This window comes from Campylobacter sp. FOBRC14, assembly GCF_000287855.1.
GTDB classification, from domain to species: Bacteria; Campylobacterota; Campylobacteria; order Campylobacterales; family Campylobacteraceae; genus Campylobacter_A; species Campylobacter_A curvus.
In genome coordinates this window covers 413,831-431,692 of the sequence record NZ_ALJJ01000007.1, presented here as the reverse complement: position 1 = coordinate 431,692, position 17,862 = coordinate 413,831, and the positions used below count along the sequence as shown (strand labels likewise).

Below are 17,862 nucleotides of genomic sequence, written 5' to 3'. Positions count from 1 at the left end.
CCAAACATATAATAGCACGATTTTTTGCTTCGCAAATAAGATGAGCTTGCGACAGAATACCTAACGTGTAGCACGAAAATCGCGGTCAGCCTTACGGCTTCCCTGATTTTCGGAGGGCAATGTCGCCGCTCATCTCATTTGACTACGCTTAAAATCTCCGGTAAATCAACTACCCCACCGTTACTTTAGCGGCACGACGAAAGGACTGCCCTTGTGCTCGATTACTTCACACTCAAGCCCGTAAATTTCTTTTAAAATTTCACTCGTATAAAGCTCTTTTGCTACGCCATCGTATCTGACGCGTCCATCTTTTAGCATCACTATCCTATCGCAAAATAGCGAGGCTAAATTTAGATCGTGCAGCACGACGATAGAGAGCAGATTTAGCTGTTTTGTGAGCTTTTTGCAAATTTTTAGTATCTCTATGGCGTAGTTTAGATCAAGCGCAGATGTCGGCTCGTCTAGCAGGAGGATTTTAGGCTCGCTCACCAGCGCTCTAGCCAGCAAAACACGCTGGAATTCTCCGCCACTCAGCGATGCGGCTATACGCTTTGCAAAGTGCTTTATATCAAGCATCTGCATGATCTCGTCCACTTTTTTTGTGTCTTGTTCATCGTATCCGCTGAACTGATTTTTCAAATGGCAAAACCTGCCCATAAAAACGATGTCTTCAACCAGTAGCGGAGCATTTAGCACGCTTCGCTGCGGCACGAAGCCTAAAATTTTAGCCAGCTGCTTTAGCGGATACTCGCTAAGCGCTTTATTTTCTATATTTATGATGCCGCAGTTTGGGCGGATGATCTTTAAGATATTTTTTAAAAGAGTGGATTTGCCACATCCGTTTGGTCCTAAAATTCCGATGAATTCGCCGTTTTTAGCAGCAAGATCCACGCCTTTTAATATCTCTTTTTTATCGTAGCTAAAACCTAAATTTTTGATCTCGACGCTCATCAGACTATCCCTCTAGTCGAGCGCATCGCTAAAAATAGAAAAAACGGAGCGCCAAAAAACGCCGTTACTACGCCTATTGGCACCTCGACCGGACTTAGCACGCTCTTTCCTATCGTATCGCAAACGAGTAAAAATAGCCCGCCGGCGATCGTGCTTACCGGGATCAAAACAGCATTATTTGACGTGCGTAGGATCATTCGCAAAGTGTGAGGTATGATGAGGCCTACAAAGCCTATCATACCCGTAAATGCGACTGAAAAGCTAACAGCCAAAGATGAGGCGATGAGTAAATTTTTCTTTGTTTTTTCGACATCTACACCAAGGCTTTGCGCCTCCTCGTCACCGCTTAAAATGACATTTAGCTCAAGTCTTTTTATATAAAAATAGATCATACAAATCACGAGCGGAACGACTAAAAAGCCGATCTTTTGCCAGTTTGCGCCGCCCACATAGCCCATCATCCACGCTACTATCTTAAAGCTGTCCTCGCCGATGAGATAGGTCGCAAATGATGTGAAAGCGCCCAAAAACGACGAGAACGCTATGCCTATGATGAGTAGTGTGGCGATGGATTTGCCGCGTTTTGAAAGCTTAAATATAACAAGCGACAAGATGGCTGAGGCGATAAACGCAAAGACACCATAATAGACATCAGGAAGCTTTAAAAGATAGGCCACGACGGCTCCAAATGTCGCGCTAGCGGCGATACCGATGATATAAGGATCGGCCAGGGGATTTAAAAAAACGCTTTGCACCACTACGCCCGAGCTTGCTAAAAGCATGCCTATCAAAAAGGCCATTATCACGCGAGGCAGGCGAAGTTCAAGGATTATCGCCCTTTTTATATCGTCCATGTCGCCGCCAAGAGCGAAATTCACGATGTCTTTGTATCCGATATCAGCGCCTCCAAGGCTGAGCGAAACGACGCAAACGACGATAGTAAGCAGCACTAAAACGATGCTCGCTTTTGTTTTAATAGGCATATTTGAACTCTACATAATAATTTCTCGCGCGCGCCGGCGAATAAGAATCGGCTCTTTTCATCTCGACTATATTATATTTTTTGTTGAATAAATTTTTCACGCCGGCTACGACCGAAATTCCGTTTTGAAATTTATATTTCGCACCAAAATCCACGATCGTTTTGTCGCTTATTTTATCATAATAACTATCAACTATGCTTGAATACCACTTCACATCGGTCAGCAAATTTAGATTTTTTATCGGCTCGTAGTCCACGCCAAGAACGAATTTGCTCCTTTGCACCCAAGGTATGCGCTTGCCGCTGTTTGCACCCGCTTTGATCTTGGCGTCCACAAAAGAGTAGGTCTCGCTTAGCCTTAGCTTTCTTAAGATATCTTGTTCTGCGTAAAGCTCAAAGCCGTAGCGTCTGGTTTTGTCTAAATTTATAAAGCGCCAGCCGTCCGAGATATTTGCGGTGTTAGAAAAATTCCTTATCTCGTCTTTAGTATCGGTGTAAAACGCCGCTGCACTAAAATACCCGCCTAAAAACATATCTTTCATACCGATCTCATAGGTTTTAAAGGTCTCCGGCCTTAGGTTATTCATGGCGTAAGTCGTGCGATTTAGCTTATCTACCAGCTGATTTGGTCCAGGAGAGGTGTAGCCGCGCTCAAATTTCAGATAGACGTTTCCCGTCTTTGAATATTTGAAATTTGGCGTGACCTCAAAGGCGTAGTTGCTCATGCTTTTATCTTCGCTAAAGGTGCCGCCAGTGGTCCTTCCCATCATGGTCGTCCTTTGTAGTCTGTCCGTATCGTAAAGCGCCTTTTCGTATCTATAGCCCACATTTAGCTCGAAATAATCGGTAAAGTTATATTTTGGCATGATGTAAAAGGAGTGCGTTTGCTTTTGCATATCAAATTTTGTATAGTTTCTCATTATGCCCATAGGCGTAGCCGCAGATACGTTTAGTATCCTCAGTCCGTCATTTTTTAGATATTCGTATCCGGCTATGACCTCACCGCTAGAGTAAGTGTATCTGCCTTTAAAATTTGAGCCCAGCTTTTTATCCTCAAATTTCGTATCACTATCCATATCGTCGGTCTCTTTTTGATAATAAGGTGTAAGAGTAAGCTCGAACGCATCGCTAAATTTAGCGTTATAGTCGATATCTACGGCGACTCTTTTACTGACTACCTCGCTGTAGTCATCGGCCTGGCGTCTATTTTGCTCGAGCTGCTTTTTAGTTAGCGCCCCTGCACCTTTTTCTTTGACCTTAAAATAGCTAGGATTTATAGAGATGCTTTGCATATCGTTTATCTGATAGCGTATGCCTAAATTTGCGTAGTATCCTCTAAGCCACTCGCCGTATCTATACCCATCCCCATTAAAATTTTTGATCGCAGCCTTGAGATATAGATCCTCACTCACCTTTCCTCCTATGCCTACGTTGAAGTCTTTATAAGAGTAAGAGGCTATCTTTGTCGAGGCGGTCACGAAAAAGTCTTTTGGCTTTTGCTTTGTGATGATGTTTATCACGCCGCCTGTCGTACCGCTACCGTATAAAACTGAGCCGCCGCCGGGGATGATCTCGATACGCTCGACATCCTCTATCGGGATGAGGTCGGTGTGAATTTTAGTAGGCGTAGTGTCTATCATATTTATCGCGATACCGTTTACCAGGACCTTGGCGGAGGTGTTGGCCTTTTGCCCCTGTCCTCTTATGTCGATGTTCCTACCCGAGCCGTTATATATGTAGCTCACTCCCGGCGCCTTTTCCAGGGCTTCGTTTATATCTCTATACCCACGTCCTTGCAGATCTTCTGATGTTATGACCGTAACGTTTCTGACCTCATCTCTTAAAAAGCTCTCAAATCCGGTCGCCGTTATGACCACCTCATCAAGCTTGGTCGTATTGTTATCCGCGCCATATAGGCCGATCGACACAAAAATGCAGATGCAAATTTTACTCTTTGACATGATGTGCTTCCTTGATTTTGAAATATATTATCATATATGGCGATTATATTGTTTATTAGATTAGATGATAATAAAAATTAAGATTAAAGGATAAAATTTTATGTTATTTACGATAAAACGCTGGTTTGAGACGTCATAAGAATTTAAGCTCTGTTTTAAAAAAGTGTTGATATTTTTTAAAACAGAGCCAAAAATTTATAGATTTAAAGCAGGTTAAGCCCTAAATTTAGGGCTTAAATAAAATTTATCTTTTTGTGTGAGGATCGCTATCTTGAAGGCCTTTTGTTATCTCTAGGCCATCGACATCGTATGCTGCGCCAAAGCCTTTTACATATCTGCCCTTTTTAAGGACGGCTTTTACGATGTAAAAATCCTTCATGCCTTTGATGTCTTCAAACGATCCGTCGTTAGGATTTTTAGCCTGAAGCTTGTCAAAAATTTCATCCCTCTTCGTCTCGTTTTCGACGAAATTTATCTCGCATTTCGAGCTTAGGCGATGTCTGGCAAGGATCGTTCTAGCGTCTTTTTCGTCCTCTATGAACATGACGGAGACCTTGCTTGGGTTGGCTTTTATCGTGTGATAGTGCTGCGAGACGGAGCTGACGCAGAAAAATATATCCTCGCCCTCTTTGACAAACGGCGCGTATGAGCTCACGCAATCACCGTTAGCATCGACGCTTGATATGATGAGAGACTTTAGGCTATCAACTAACGCTATCATGCTTTCTTGCGCTTTGCTCTCTTTTTTCTCGCCGCCCGGATGTCCGCTACCATGAGGATGCGCTCCTGTACCATGTCCGTGACTTGGCGCATGCGGATGTGCACCGCCTTTAGCCGCCGCTCTTTGTTCGCTTTTTATCTTTGAGTAAAGCGCGATTATCTCGTTTCTAAAGCCCTCGCCGTTTACGTTTGCCTTTTGCAAAAACGGAACGAAAATTTTGCCCTGATCGCATGAAATTTCCATGCCGTCCTCGTTTATCGCAGTCATCAACACGTTTGTAGGATTTTCAAATTTCCCAAACACCTCGCAAAATACGCATACAATGTCGCTATGATCGGCGTTCATATGGTCGATCGCTCTTTTTTGTGCGTCCATTTTTTCTCCTTAAATTTAAAATTTATATCTGAATTTTAGAAAAAATAATACTCATTATTAATTTTACTCTAAACCTAAAATGGTATTTTAAAATTTTAAACAAACAGTAAATGTAAGCTATGCTTTGTGGTTAAAAAGTCTCTTTTTAGTCACTTCAAGGCGGACAAAATTTAAAATTTCACCCGCCAAAGATCGATCATTGCAGTTTTTTATCGCCGATATAAGTCGCGAAAATTTCTTGAGTGCCATCTTTTTTAAACAAGATCACATCGTATTTTTCAGGCTCGCTTCCTTGCTGCATACCGGGGCTTTCAAGCGGCATGCCAGGCACCGAGATACCGATGACTCCATCAGGCTTTAGCTCGAGCAGTCGCTTCACCTCAGCAGGCGGGACATGCCCTTCTACTACATACCCGTCGACGATCGCCGTGTGACAGCTAGATAGCTCAAGCGGAACATGAAATTTATTTTTTACCTCGACAAGATCGTTCGTCTTTATCTCCACCGACTCAAAGCCGTTTTTCGCCATTATCTTGCCCCAATTACCGCAGCATCCGCAAGTGGGCGATTTATAAACCTGCATGCTGGTATCGGCAAATGCCACCAACGCAAACATCGACGTACTAAGGACGGCAGATAAAATTTTGTTCATTTTTTCTCCCTTACTTAAAATTTCGCGAAATCATATAAAAAGCGTTTAAATTTTAGATAAATATCGCGATTTGTCTTTACCTTTATCTGCTATAATCACGCAAAAATTCAAGGCGAAATTTTATGTTTTCATCATTTTTTAGAAGTAGGCGATGGGCTCTTTGGGCTTATGGCGGAGCGGTATTCATCATCTTGCTTTTGGTCTATCAAACACATCTGAATGTGCGCATAAACGAGTGGTATAAAGATTTTTACGACATCATGCAAAACGTCAAAGATCATAAGATAGAGGAATTTTGGGCTGCGATACTTCAGTTCATCTATATCGCGATGCCTTACGTCATCACATATATGATCATCTCGTTTTTCGCGAGCCACTGGGTATTTCGCTGGCGCGAGGCGATGACGTTTGACTATCTTGAATTTTGGCAAAGATGCAAAAAAGAGATCGAAGGCAGCTCGCAGCGTATCCAAGAGGACGTTTATCGCTTCGCCAAAATAATGGAGAGCCTAGGCGTTCAAGTCCTGCGTGCGACGATGACATTGATCGCGTTCATCCCCGTCCTTTGGGCGCTTAGCGCGAAGGTCGACCTGCCTTACATCAAAGATATTCCGGGCTCGCTCGTGTTCATAGCTCTTGGCATCAGTGTAGGCGGGCTCATCATATCGTGGTTTGTAGGTATAAAGCTGCCCTCTCTTGAATACAACAACCAAAAAGTCGAAGCCGCCTTTAGAAAAGAGCTCGTTTACGGCGAGGACGACAAGATAAATCACAGCGGCTCGCAAACGATATTGGAGCTTTTTACGGGGCTAAAATTTAACTACTACCGATTATTTTTGCACTACGGATACTTCAATATCTGGCTCATATCGTTTTCGCAAATTTTAGTCATCGTCCCCTATGTCATCATGGGAAACGGGCTTTTTAGCGGTGTGATCACTCTTGGCATCTTAGTTCAAGTCAGCAACGCTTTCTCGCAGGTCAGGGAGAGCTTTAGCGTATTTATCGACAACTGGACGACGATAACCGAGCTGAGATCCATCTACAAACGTCTGAAAGAATTTGAACAAAATATCGAATACAAGCCAAAAGGAGCATAAAATGAGAAAAATTTTACTCACATTTGCCGCGCTCGCAGTGCTTTTGACGGGCTGCTTCACGAGCTCTACGCAAGCAGGCTTAGTAGGGGCCGACCGCAGGCAGCTACTTTTAGTATCGTCTGAGACCATGGATCAAAGCGCCGCGCAGGCATATACACAGACGCTAAGAAGTGCTAGATCAAAAGGCGAGCTAAATATCGATCCTATCCTCACTAAACGCGTACAAAACATAGCAAAGCGCCTCATCGCTCAGACCGGTGTCTTTAGAAAAGACGCGCTAAAATGGAACTGGCAGGTCAATGTCATAAACGAAGATACGATAAATGCGTGGTGCATGCCGGGTGGTCGCATCGTAGTTTATAGCGGTATCATCAAAAGGCTGGATCTAACGGACGCTCAGCTGGCCGCCGTGATGGGGCATGAGATGGCGCATGCACTGCGCGAGCACAGCCGCGAGCAAGCCAGCACAGATCAGATAAAAAATATCGGTATCTTCGCTGTTGCGGCAGCTGCCGGCCTTGGCGATGCGGGCGCTCAGGCTCTAAATTTAGCCAGCGAATACACCATCAGCCTGCCTTTCTCGCGCTCGCACGAGACGGAGGCCGATCATATCGGCACCGAGCTGATGGCGCGCGCAGGATACGATCCTAACGAAGCGGTAAAGGTCTGGGAGAAGATGACTAAAATTTCAGGTGGCAAAGTACCTGAAATTTTGAGCACTCACCCCTCAAACGAGAGCCGCATAAAGGATCTAAAAGAGATAGCCAAAAAGCTGGAGCCCCTATATCAAGCGGCAGTGAAAAGCTAAATTTAAGTGAGCTGATCGACACGAAAGAACAGAGCCTGAACCACAAGCTAGGGAGGAGAAATTTGATAGTTAGAGCCACGATACAAGACATAGAAGGCATCACAAACATCTATAACGAAGCAATCCTGGACAAAAACGCGAGCGCAGACACAAAGCCCGTGAGCGTGCAAAGCCGCGAATGGTGGTTTCATGCACATAAGCCAAATCGCCCGATATACGTTTTAAAGGACGATCGCGGCGAAATTTCAGCCTGGTGCGCTTTGGGTGATTATTATCCGCGCGAGGCTTATCACATCACCGCAGAGGTCAGCATCTACGTGCGTAAATCGGCTCGCGGCAAGGGCGTTGGTAAAAAGACTTTAGCTTACGTATTGGACATAGCTCCAAATTTTGGTATAAAAAACGTCATCGCCGTGATCTTTGCGGACAACGAGGCGAGCTTGGGGCTATTTAAAAATTTTGGCTTCAAAGAATGGGGCAAACTGCCTGAAGTCTGCGATCTAGGCGGGGATATAAAGGACGTCTCGATACTTGGCAAAAGCCTAGAAGACGCTACTGAGATTTGAAAATTTCGGCTGTGTTTTGATAAAGCATTATTTTATATAATTTACAAGGCTCCGTTTCAATATTTCATTGATTTTTAACTTTAAAAGCGAAGTCAAATCTTGTGAAGCGACGCTATCGCCGCCGATTTACAGGGAAGCGGTAGCTGACCGCGTAAATCGTGCTATATGTTCGGCGCTTTGCGGAGCGAACAGGGTTTGCGAAGCAAGTATCAATGATTTATTATAACAGAGTCATTTATAATATTCCGCCATCTTGCTTGTAGAAAAATACGAACAATGCTTGAGTAGTGCAGGAAAGCGACAGCTGACTACGATTTTCACTGCGCTCGCTCGCTCAAATTTTGACCGAATAAAAAATAAGTGATTTTCTTTTAAATTCAGCGTTTCTCATTAAAATAACATCAAATTTCAAGAAGGAAAATCATGAAAAAATCACTGGTTTTAATCGCTATTTGCGCGACTTTGGCGCTAGGTGCCGGCACAAAGGACGCTAAAATGACGGCAAATTCAAGCGCCGATTTAAGCCGCGTATCGCGCGCGGACTTGGAGGGCTGCATAGTCAAAAGCGACGAGGGCGCATGCTCGCGCATAGTCGGCGATCTAAAGGGCGGTTGCGACGGCGGCGACAAGCTGGCGTGCTTTTTCTACGCCGATATGCTGGGGCGGGGTCTTGGCGTAGAAAAGGACGCGATCCTCTCCTTCGAGCTTTTCAAAGCCCAATGCGACGGCGGAAGTAGCGAGGCGTGCTACGAGCTCTCAGTCAAATACCTGCAAGGAAGCGGCACGCCGCAAAGCTTCGAGCTGTCGGGCGAGGCGTTAAATAAAGCCTGCAAGATGCACAACAAGCGTGCCTGCGCGGTGCTGGATCTGTTGCCTAAGGAGTGAGATGAAAATTTTAAAATTTGCGCCGATTTTGGCGTGCGCTTTAAGTTTTGCTTTCGCGCAGGGCGAGCCGCAGCTAGGAGATTTTAAATTCTCATCCGCTAAAACTGGCGCCATAACGCGCAAATGCGATGCAAACGATGCAGCGGCGTGCTACGAAGTAGCGATGAGATACGAGTTTGGCAAAGAGGGCGTGGTGCGAAACCGCCTAAAGGCGCAGGGCTTTTTCGCAAAGGCATGCGAGCTGGCAAGCGGCATAGAAAAGATCAGAGCCTGCCTACAAAACGCCGCCGCGCTGGAGCATTTCGCAAGCGGTCAATGCCGTAGCCTGGTGATTTACGACGAGCTTTGTCAAAACGGCTCGAATGAAGGGTGTGAAAATTTAGCGCGGATGAAGCGAGAGGGCTGGCATCCAAAAGAGGATTGCGGAGCCGACATAAGAGCGAAATTTGGCGACGGGAAGCCGCAGTAGCGACCAAGACTGCTCCCGCTTGTGATTTAGGCTTTACGCTAGTAAAGTATTGATTTTTAATTTTCAAAGTTCGCCCTGGGCTGACTCTTAGTTGTAGAATTTTGCTCGCTATCATCGTCACAAGCACCGCGCAGAATAAAAGTGCCCATTCTCCGTTACGGAATTTTGCCAGTAAAGATTGATTTTTAATTTTTAAAGTAGGAGAATGCGAACAGCATCCCTGTAAAAATCCTGCAAGCGACGCTCTTGCCGCCGATTTATAGGATCGGCACAAGAAACCGGGCGTAACCGCTCCCCTGACCCTCCTTTGATTAGCAACGTGCTGCTATTTTCGGCTATCGACGTGCGATTTTAACGAGCCTGCTTTGATAAGCGCGCCTATTGAATTTTAGATGTGACGCACAGCTTCTCTAGCCGTTTTTTTACCTTCTATCGGGATTTCAGTTAGACGTCTGCATGACAGAAACAGGAGCGGTTGGTTTTGGTTTTTGTGTTTTGTTCCTATCGTAGGCTGGATCGCACTACTTATATTTTACATTCAAGAGGGCACCAAAGGTTCGAACGACTTCGATCCGGAGCCTCTATAGCTTCGTAAAATTCCAATTCGCATCTTGCGGCGCGGATTAGAATTCTTTCGCGCGGAATTTACACTTTCGCAGATTTCTTTCGTTCGATCTCCAGCACGCCAAGGTGAGTCATGAAGCAACAAAATATGCACATCACTACGGCAAACATGATTAGATAAAATCCGTAATCCCAGCCCAACTTATCCGCCGTGTAGCCTATTAGCGCCGTGCCCGAGTAGCTACCCAGTACGTAACTCAAAAGCCCTCTAAGCCCCGTAGCAGACCCTGCAGCGAACGACGGAACTAGCTCGATGGTTTGAAGAGAGCTTAAAAACATCGGCACGTAGATGAGGCATCCGATGATAGCCGCGCCTATCGTCACGGCAGTCAAAGTCTGTCCGCCCCAGTATAAAAATAAAGAGGCGAAAACGCCCGTTAGCGCGAGCATCGCCAGAGGCATACGGCGCCCTTTAAACAGCGTGTCGGTAAGAATTCCCACAAATAACGTCGTAGGGATCGCCGCCCACTCGAACATCGCAAAAGCGATACGCATGTCGGATTTGCTAAAGCCTTTTTCTTGGAGTAGATACAGCGGTAGCCACGTAAGCACGCCAAATCTTATCATATAAGTAAAAACGTCTATGAACGAGACGAACCAAACGTTTTTGTCCTTCAAAATATAATCTCTAAAAATTTCCCACGAGCTAAGCTTTGTCTCCTCGGTTTTGGTTTCTACTAGCTCTTCTTTTTGAGTGCCTAGAATTTGGCCCGTAGGCGGCAGACCCTCGTTGTATGTCCTGCCCCTACCAAAGATCACCACGATCGCCGCAACTATGGAAGCGATCGCCGCGGGGATCATGAAGTGCGCCGCTTGCCAGTGCTCCTGACCTAATCATGCGACCGCACCGCCGGCGATAGGAGCGATGAGACCGCCGCCGACGTTGTGCGAAATGTTAAACGTAGCGGTGATTATGCCGCGGTTCTTACGAGAAAACCATGAGGCAAGGATCACATACGCAGGACCTACACCCATGCCCTGAAAAATTCCGTTTAGCATGCAAAGTCCGAAAAATATCCAAAACGCAGTCGTAAAACCCATCATAACGTTAACCGCCGCCGACATCAAAAGACCAAACGCCATAAAATATTTAGGATTTGCTTTATCCGCCAGTGCGCTCATCACGCCCTTATTGACGCCGTAAACTACCAGCATCGTACCAGAAACCCAGCCGATATCGGTCTTGGAAAAACCGAAATTGCTTTGAAGCTCGGGCGAGCTTAAAAGGAAATTGTTACGTAAGATATAATACGCTGCGTAACCGATAAAAATTCCAAAGAGGGCTTGCCAGCGCATGACATTGTAGCGCTATAAAATTTCTTCTTGCGGGACAGGAGTGCCGGGCTTAGAAGCCAGAAATGAAAACATGTGTGCTCCTAATAGTGAAGTATATTTGAAATTATATTACTACGAATTTGAAAGCCCTATTAAATCATATCAATTAGTCATAAATTTTATTATCACTATAATTAAAACAAATTTTAAATTTTACCGGGAGCAAAATTTGACGCGAACTCTTGCCGCGTGCAAAACTGCTTTGTAAAGCGCACCGACGCGCTAACGAGCGAGCTTGAGAGCTTTGTCCAGCTACTAAATGGCGGCGAGCAAGAGGGTGTGACGATAAAAGATAGCTTAAAAACGCTAAAAATAATCGAACGGGCTAGTTAAATTTCCCGTTTAAGATCACTGCAAATATGATTCCATAAATTTAAACGTTTGAGTGTAGTTGAATTTATGATGTGGCGCTATCGCCACCGTTTTTTTGCTTCGACTTCATCTCGTAGCTTTTCAAGATGTTTCACTTCGTTTACAACTACGCAAGCGAAGCGAGTATCAATCTTTACTGCAACAAAGCCTACTCCTTTTCTTTCTTTATCCCGGCTAAAAAGTCTTTAGCGGCCTTATACGCTCTATCGCCAAATTTTTTAGCTTCGATCTTGATATTGAGCTGTTTGATGTCTTCTAGCTTTTCGCTCGCCTTTTTCTCGAGCTCGGCGATGTCTTGCTTGATGCCCTCTAGCTTCTCGCCAGCGTCGAAATTTAGCTTGAGTTTCTTGCTTCGCTCGTTTATCTCTTGCTTTAGTGCGCCTATTTTATCGTTCGCTGCGTTCATCAGCTCAAGCATACTGGAATTTGCCTTTAGCTCCTCGATGCGAGCTAGTATCTGCTCGCTGGCTTGATCGCTTATGCGCCTAAGCTTAGCGAAATTCGTATCCAGCTCGGTATTTAAAAGCTTTTCTATCTCGTTTTTGGCTACGCCCTCCAGCTTGGGCTCAAGCTCCCTTAGCATAGAGATAAATCCTTGATCGATATTTTTTAGGCTAATAAGCTCGCTGTTTAGCTTTAGCTCGTTAGGGGCAAATTTAGAATTTTCTCTCAAACGCTCTATCGCTCGAGATATGCCCTCTTTGCTGCCATTTACCGCGCCGTCTACGAGCTCTTTGGCAAATATATGCCCCTCATTCGCCACCTCGCACGCAGCCGTGACGATCGCTTTTGATATCTCCAGTATGCGCTCTTTGCTAAATTCCCCGCCGATAATGCCCACGTAGGTCATGTTTTTTGCTATCGCCAGGGCCGTATCACCCACATCTTCGCCTCGCTCGATAGTCGTTAAAAACGCGTTCATAGCGCTTTCTTTCAAGATCCCGAGCATCCTGGTCTCGCGGATTATCGCGTTATTTAAAAGCTCTAAAATTTCATTTTTTTCGCTAAATTCTTTGCCGCTTATCACATTTTCAGCCGCCTCGAACGAAATTTTGAGCCTGCGCTTTATCTCCTCGCGTTTGCTTTCTATCGCGCGTGCGAGCTCGTCTTTTTTATCTATAAGCTCGTAAAGCTCCTCTTCCTTGTCGCTGACTAGGGCTTGGCTTATCCCCTCCATCGCGTTTTTTAGGTTCTTGGCGCTGATCAAATTTTGCTCGCTGAAATTTTCATACATCGCGTTCATCTTGGCCTCTAGCGCCTCTTTTAGCTCGTTCTCGCTCGTATCCTTTAGCTCCTTGAAAAAGTCGCCGGCAAGCGCTTTCATGCTTATAAGGAGGCCATCGCTGTCCTTGTAGTTTTGCAAATTTTTCTTTAGCTTCTCGTCGCTCATTTTTGCTCCTATAAAACGTATTTTGCGCTATGCTTTAGTGCCGAAAATATCTCGAGCCTCTCCTCTTCGCTAAAAACAAGCACGCTCACATCGTAGCTAGCGTATTTTTCGTCTTTGCTGAATTTAGAGAATTTCACCTTGTGCTCGCGATCTTTTACTATCTGTGAAATTTTGGCGTTTGCATCCTCGCTCGCGTCAAAGATCACTTTATACTCCCAAAAGATCGGGTATTTTATGTCAGGTTTGCCATTAAGATCGCAAATATTCGCCACTTTTGCCTCCGCTCTTGCTCTCAAGCGCTATATCAGTTATCTGCATGCTCTTATCTATGGCCTTTATCATGTCATAAATAGTAAGCAACCCCACGCTCACGCCCGTCAGCGCCTCCATCTCGACGCCAGTCTTGCCCTCTATCTTTACGCTCACGTAAAGCTTGAAAGCGCAAATTTCAGCCAACTCCTCGATATCGCAATCGACCCCTAATATCGCCAAAGGATGGCACATCGGTATGAGCTCGCTCGTCTTTTTCGCACCCATTATGGCTGCGACTACGGCGGTTTGTAGCACCGGGCCCTTTTTACCGGTATTTTGCTTCACGGCTTCAAAGGCTTCTTTACTCATTTTTATAACGCCACTTGCCTTCGCTACGCGCTTCGTAGGCTCTTTGGGGCTGACATCGACCATTTTGGGGCGGTTTTTTTCATCTATATGTGTAAGCATAAAATTTCCTTTATCCGAGGATTATAACAAAGAAATTTAAAAGCGAGGATAAAGCAAAAGCCCCTCAGGGGGATAAGGGGCTTTAATTTGCTACAAAAAGGAGGTTTTCTTGTCGGACAACGAAATCATACTATTTGGCTCTAAATTTTAACTCAACCCTTAGTTAATAAATTTTAAAATCCGTTATCATTTAAGATCTTGAGCCATGCACGTCAAACCACCTAGATAACGTGCTTTTAGACCGCCTGTCAGACCATGAGATATGGACTCAAATTTTACGTCTAAATTTTGTCCGTTGGCCTTTATTTTTTCAAATTTTCATCTAAAAATTTGATCAAAATGTCTGAAATTTGCCTTTGCGCCCAATAAATTCCGCCATGTTCGGCGCCTTTTACGATTATGAGCTCGCTTTTAGCGTCAGCTTTTAGCAGCGCTTCATGCATCAGCTTAGACTCTATCGGCGATACGCGCGTATCGGCGTCACCGACCATTATCAAAAATGGCGGTGTTTTGCTCGAGATATAATTTATCGGATTTGCCTTTGCAGCGCGATCGGGATAGTCTAGCACACTGCCGCTCGTGCGAGAATTCGTCGCCATACCGTTTAGCCAAAGCGCCTCCGGGGCTGAGGGCGAGTAGTGCTCGTTTTCAAGCTCCTCGGCATATCCTTGACCGACTTTATTAAGATCAGATAGCCCGAAAATATCGATAACGGCCTTGACATCGCTACTAAAGCCTAAATTTTCACCTACGTCAAATTCTTTCAGTCCGTTTGTAACGCCTGTTATCGCAGAGAGATAGCCGCCCGCAGAGTTTCCCATTATGGCGATCTTGTCCGGGTCTATGCCAAATCTCTTGGCATTTGCGCGTAAAAATCTGACCGCAGACTTGACATCGATGAGAGGCTGCGGAAATGTGACTTCGGGAGCGACGCGGTATTCGATACTGGCGACTGCGTATCCGGCTTGCGCGATATCTACGCGAGGCTGAAAAAATTTAGTCTTGTTCGATGATATGAAGCCGCCTCCAGGCACGAAAAGCACGGTCGGCAAGGGCTGATCGGAGACTGGTTTTATGATATCCATCTCAAGCGCCTTGTTTTTATAGCCATAAATAGGCGGCTGGGCGTAGACGAGGTCGGATATCATCTCAAGCTCGACTCTTTTGACGGCGACATCTATCGTTTTGGTGTGTGCAGTCTCTAAATTTTTAGCCTCAAGCGAGCAAAACGATGCCAATATACCGCACAAAACGGCGGCTTTCATATAAAATTCCATCTTCGATCCTTTCGTATGTTAAAATTTTGTCCTTCTTTGACAAAGTGTTTATAAATTTTACTCATCTTACTTTATGTTTTAGCTGAATTTAGAGCATAGATCAAAGAAGTGTTACCGAGATTTTACATATATAAGCAAAAATGTAGGAGACTAAAACAAACCCCCTTGGGGGAAAGGGGGTTGCTACAAAAAGGAGGTTTTTCTTGTTGGACAACGAAATGATACAGCTTTGTTCTAAATTTAAAGCCAATTCTTATTTAATGAAATATAAAATCGAAATTTCACACCAAATCTTTTTCTTTAAAGACGAAATACCCGCCCGTAAGGCAAAGAGCGCCCAAGATCAGCGGATAAAGTATGCTGTAAGCGATGAACGCTGCGGGGCTGAATTTCGCCAGTATGAAATACGATGCCGCACCGATGACAGCGAGGTTTGGATCAAAAAGGCAGATGGCTGCTATCCTAAAAAGCTCGATAGGATTTATCAAAGCGATAAAATAAATAACCCTTTCATCAACTGAACTCCTCATCAAAAAGCCAATCAGCGCAAGATCTAAAAATGCAAGCATTATAAGCCACAGTAAAAATGCCACGCCCTGCCCAGTTTCTTGGTTTTTTATGAGGCTAGAGATCAAAAATCCAAGCGATAAAAACACGATGCTGAGGCTAAAAAGCAACCCCAGATAAAGGCTCAAAACATCCCAAGGTATCGCGACTGCTTTAAAAATACCAACCGCCACGCATAAGATAAAAGCGACAAGAAGCGGCACGAACACGACAAACGCTCGTCCGAGGGCCTTGCCAAAGTAAAATTCCGCTAAGCTGATAGGAAAGCTGAGGACGTATTCGAGTAAATTCGTATCGCGATCGGAATTTATGCTCCTGACGGTGGAAATGAGTATGAAAATAGGCACGATGACGACGCAAATTTGAATGAACAACAAAAGCGCCCTCGTAAGTCCCGAAAAGCCAAGCACCCTAGAATCAGTCACTCCGCTAAACAAAAAGCCTAGCATCAGCGCCGAGAATAGCCCCAGATAAAGCATGAACCACTTGGAGCGAAACGACTCCTTTATATCGAGCTTTGCTATCAAAAGTAGATTTTTCATCACGCGCCCTTGCCTTTTAAAATTTCATCTTTTACTATCTTGCCAAGATCCATCAGCACGTATCGTTGCAAGATATCGTCTATCTCGTCTATACGGTGCGAGATGAAGACCATCGTTTTAGCCTCGGCGAGCCTTTTTAGCAAAATTTTAAAAGCGCCCCTAGCCTCCACGTCGAGATTTGCCGTCGGCTCGTCAAACATCAAAATTTCGGTATTTTTAGCAAACGCCACGGCTATGAGCATCTTTTGCTTCATGCCGCCCGAGAGCTTGTAAAAGGGCTTGCCTAAATTTTGCTCCAGTGAAAAGTCAAGCTCGCCGCAAAATTTCGCTATCTCATCAAAGCTCACGTTCGAGCTTTTACAAACGAATTCGCAAAGCTCAGCGAGGCTAAATTTAAGCGGAGGCGGCGTCTGAGGCACGAAAGATATGAGAGAGAGCGCCTCTTTTCGGTTCTTTAGCGGATCAAAGCCGTTTATGCTGACGCTACCGCTAGTGGGTAAAAACTCACCCAAAACGATACGCATGAGCGAGCTTTTGCCGGCACCGTTTTGCCCCAGGATAGCCAGCTTCTCGCCGCGTGCTACATCAAGGCTCACATCGTCTAAAATTTTTTGCGAGCCAAAGCTCTTCGTTATATTTTTTAGATTTATCAAAATTTTCCCTTATATCAGCTTTTTAAACCCGTTGTCAAATTTCAGCGCGTCTTGATGACATACGTCTATGCAGCGTCCGCAAAGCGTGCAATCAGCCCCTGCGATACGAAACGTCTCTTTTTGCTCGCTGCTATCTTTTGCCTTGGTCTTTGTCATCTCAAGCACGTGAGGCACGAGGCAGACGTCTATGCAGACCAGGCAATGATCGCATCTGTTTTTATCCCAGCTCACCTTCATCGCGTTTGGCTTAGCCAGCAGCGAGTAGGTCGCGCCTATCGGGCAAACGTAGCGACACCACGCGCGGCGCGAAAAGAAAATTTCGACCGATAAGACGGCTACGACAAACCAGATCGCATGCGCGTAGCCGTAGATGATGAAACGCGAAAATATACCCACGACATTGAAAATTTCAAACACGAGCTGCGCACTAGCAAGACTTAGAGCCAAAAAAAACAGCGTAAAGACGTAGCGCCATTTGGTATCGAAATTTCGCTCTTTTATGAGCTTTTTGGCGCGCAAATTCTCATGCCATTTCTCGCCTATCTCGCCTATGAGAGAATAGGGGCATATCCAGCTGCAAAACGCTCTACCGCCCACTATCACGTAAAAAGCCAGTATGCTGAGCGATCCGATAATGAGATTTACGTGCATCTCATGCGTGGATAAAAACACCTGCGCACTCATGAAAACATCCGTCAAGTGAAAGCCAAATATCCGCGAGCCGCTGATATCGCCCTCTAAAATTTGGATATCGGCTCGATACGACAGCACGAACAAAAGATGCACCAAAACGATGACTCCTATGCGCCAAGCCCTAATGCTGGGGCGTTTTTTGCCGTTTTTATCGGTGCTGATCAATGTATCGAAAAAGCCGATCTGCCTCACTGTCGCGCGGGTGGTGTATTTGTTCAT

General features: G+C 45.1%; 18 protein-coding genes and 2 pseudogenes. 7 read left to right on the top strand and 13 right to left on the bottom strand.

Annotation, left to right across the window (positions count from 1 at the left end; translation table 11 throughout):
• Nucleotides 1-180 precede the first annotated feature (180 nt).
• The 5 genes from HMPREF1139_RS03010 to HMPREF1139_RS02990 form a co-directional block, all read right to left on the bottom strand.
• The gene (locus HMPREF1139_RS03010; RefSeq protein ID WP_009649455.1) at nucleotides 181-951 is read right to left on the bottom strand and encodes an ABC transporter ATP-binding protein; all 771 of its coding nucleotides are present in this window, start codon (nucleotides 949-951) and stop codon (nucleotides 181-183) included.
• On the bottom strand, nucleotides 951-1,934 hold the full coding sequence (locus HMPREF1139_RS03005) for a FecCD family ABC transporter permease (RefSeq protein ID WP_009649802.1): 984 nt from the start codon (nucleotides 1,932-1,934) through the stop codon (nucleotides 951-953). Before HMPREF1139_RS03005 ends, HMPREF1139_RS03010 begins: the two co-directional genes overlap by 1 nt.
• Nucleotides 1,924-3,894 carry a TonB-dependent receptor gene (locus tag HMPREF1139_RS03000; protein ID WP_009649671.1) on the bottom strand — a complete coding sequence of 657 codons (1,971 nt, stop codon included), beginning with the start codon at nucleotides 3,892-3,894 and terminating at the stop codon, nucleotides 1,924-1,926. Before HMPREF1139_RS03000 ends, HMPREF1139_RS03005 begins: the two co-directional genes overlap by 11 nt.
• A 244-nt stretch (nucleotides 3,895-4,138) precedes the next feature.
• Nucleotides 4,139-4,990, bottom strand: coding sequence for a HugZ family heme oxygenase (locus tag HMPREF1139_RS02995; RefSeq protein ID WP_009649553.1), 852 nt, complete (start codon nucleotides 4,988-4,990; stop codon nucleotides 4,139-4,141).
• A gap of 196 nt (nucleotides 4,991-5,186) precedes the next feature.
• A complete protein-coding gene (locus HMPREF1139_RS02990) occupies nucleotides 5,187-5,642 on the bottom strand; it encodes a DUF411 domain-containing protein (protein WP_009649847.1) in 456 nt (151 codons plus the stop codon).
• A 122-nt stretch (nucleotides 5,643-5,764) separates the two neighbouring features.
• Between HMPREF1139_RS02990 and HMPREF1139_RS02985 the strand changes: the two genes are divergently transcribed.
• From HMPREF1139_RS02985 to HMPREF1139_RS12080, 6 genes and pseudogenes are all read left to right on the top strand, one after another.
• Nucleotides 5,765-6,742, top strand: coding sequence for a putative transporter (locus HMPREF1139_RS02985; RefSeq protein WP_009649729.1), 978 nt, complete (start codon nucleotides 5,765-5,767; stop codon nucleotides 6,740-6,742).
• Nucleotide 6,743: 1 nt separating this feature from the next.
• Nucleotides 6,744-7,550 carry a M48 family metallopeptidase gene (locus HMPREF1139_RS02980; RefSeq protein WP_009649632.1) on the top strand — a complete coding sequence of 269 codons (807 nt, stop codon included), beginning with the start codon at nucleotides 6,744-6,746 and terminating at the stop codon, nucleotides 7,548-7,550.
• 62 nt (nucleotides 7,551-7,612) lie between these two features.
• On the top strand, nucleotides 7,613-8,116 hold the full coding sequence (locus HMPREF1139_RS02975) for a GNAT family N-acetyltransferase (RefSeq protein WP_009649507.1): 504 nt from the start codon (nucleotides 7,613-7,615) through the stop codon (nucleotides 8,114-8,116).
• A 423-nt stretch (nucleotides 8,117-8,539) separates the two neighbouring features.
• A complete protein-coding gene (locus tag HMPREF1139_RS02970; protein WP_009649746.1) occupies nucleotides 8,540-9,001 on the top strand; it encodes a tetratricopeptide repeat protein in 462 nt (153 codons plus the stop codon).
• 1 nt (nucleotide 9,002) lies between these two features.
• Complete coding sequence (locus tag HMPREF1139_RS02965) at nucleotides 9,003-9,470, top strand: hypothetical protein (protein WP_009649609.1); 468 nt, start codon at nucleotides 9,003-9,005, stop codon at nucleotides 9,468-9,470.
• A 419-nt stretch (nucleotides 9,471-9,889) separates the two neighbouring features.
• Nucleotides 9,890-10,057 (top strand): annotated as a pseudogene (locus HMPREF1139_RS12080) (DUF805 domain-containing protein); the annotation flags it as partial.
• Nucleotides 10,058-10,115: 58 nt separating this feature from the next.
• On the opposite strand, the pseudogene HMPREF1139_RS11830 reads toward HMPREF1139_RS12080, so the two are convergent.
• A pseudogene (locus HMPREF1139_RS11830) lies at nucleotides 10,116-11,390 on the bottom strand (MFS transporter).
• Between the two features lie 228 nt (nucleotides 11,391-11,618).
• Here HMPREF1139_RS11830 and HMPREF1139_RS11220 point away from each other — a divergent pair.
• Nucleotides 11,619-11,762 (top strand): hypothetical protein, encoded by a 144-nt coding sequence (locus HMPREF1139_RS11220; protein ID WP_232209592.1) that lies wholly within the window; start codon nucleotides 11,619-11,621, stop codon nucleotides 11,760-11,762.
• A gap of 187 nt (nucleotides 11,763-11,949) precedes the next feature.
• Here the strand turns inward: HMPREF1139_RS11220 and HMPREF1139_RS02955 are convergent, their stop codons facing one another.
• The 7 genes from HMPREF1139_RS02955 to HMPREF1139_RS02925 form a co-directional block, all read right to left on the bottom strand.
• Complete coding sequence (locus HMPREF1139_RS02955) at nucleotides 11,950-13,191, bottom strand: hypothetical protein (RefSeq protein WP_009649574.1); 1,242 nt, start codon at nucleotides 13,189-13,191, stop codon at nucleotides 11,950-11,952.
• Between the two features lie 8 nt (nucleotides 13,192-13,199).
• Nucleotides 13,200-13,463 carry an HP0495 family protein gene (locus HMPREF1139_RS02950; protein ID WP_009649628.1) on the bottom strand — a complete coding sequence of 88 codons (264 nt, stop codon included), beginning with the start codon at nucleotides 13,461-13,463 and terminating at the stop codon, nucleotides 13,200-13,202.
• A complete protein-coding gene (moaC, locus tag HMPREF1139_RS02945; protein WP_009649827.1) occupies nucleotides 13,441-13,911 on the bottom strand; it encodes a cyclic pyranopterin monophosphate synthase MoaC in 471 nt (156 codons plus the stop codon). The genes HMPREF1139_RS02950 and moaC overlap by 23 nt, the downstream gene beginning before the upstream one ends.
• 302 nt (nucleotides 13,912-14,213) lie before the next feature.
• Nucleotides 14,214-15,188: an alpha/beta hydrolase gene (locus HMPREF1139_RS02940; protein WP_009649857.1), complete on the bottom strand. Its 975-nt coding sequence runs from the start codon at nucleotides 15,186-15,188 to the stop codon at nucleotides 14,214-14,216.
• A 281-nt stretch (nucleotides 15,189-15,469) separates the two neighbouring features.
• On the bottom strand, nucleotides 15,470-16,297 hold the full coding sequence (locus tag HMPREF1139_RS02935) for an ABC transporter permease (RefSeq protein ID WP_009649481.1): 828 nt from the start codon (nucleotides 16,295-16,297) through the stop codon (nucleotides 15,470-15,472).
• Nucleotides 16,297-16,950, bottom strand: coding sequence for an ABC transporter ATP-binding protein (locus tag HMPREF1139_RS02930; RefSeq protein WP_009649881.1), 654 nt, complete (start codon nucleotides 16,948-16,950; stop codon nucleotides 16,297-16,299). Before HMPREF1139_RS02930 ends, HMPREF1139_RS02935 begins: the two co-directional genes overlap by 1 nt.
• 9 nt (nucleotides 16,951-16,959) lie before the next feature.
• Nucleotides 16,960-17,862 carry a NapH/MauN family ferredoxin-type protein gene (locus HMPREF1139_RS02925; protein WP_009649649.1) on the bottom strand — a complete coding sequence of 301 codons (903 nt, stop codon included), beginning with the start codon at nucleotides 17,860-17,862 and terminating at the stop codon, nucleotides 16,960-16,962.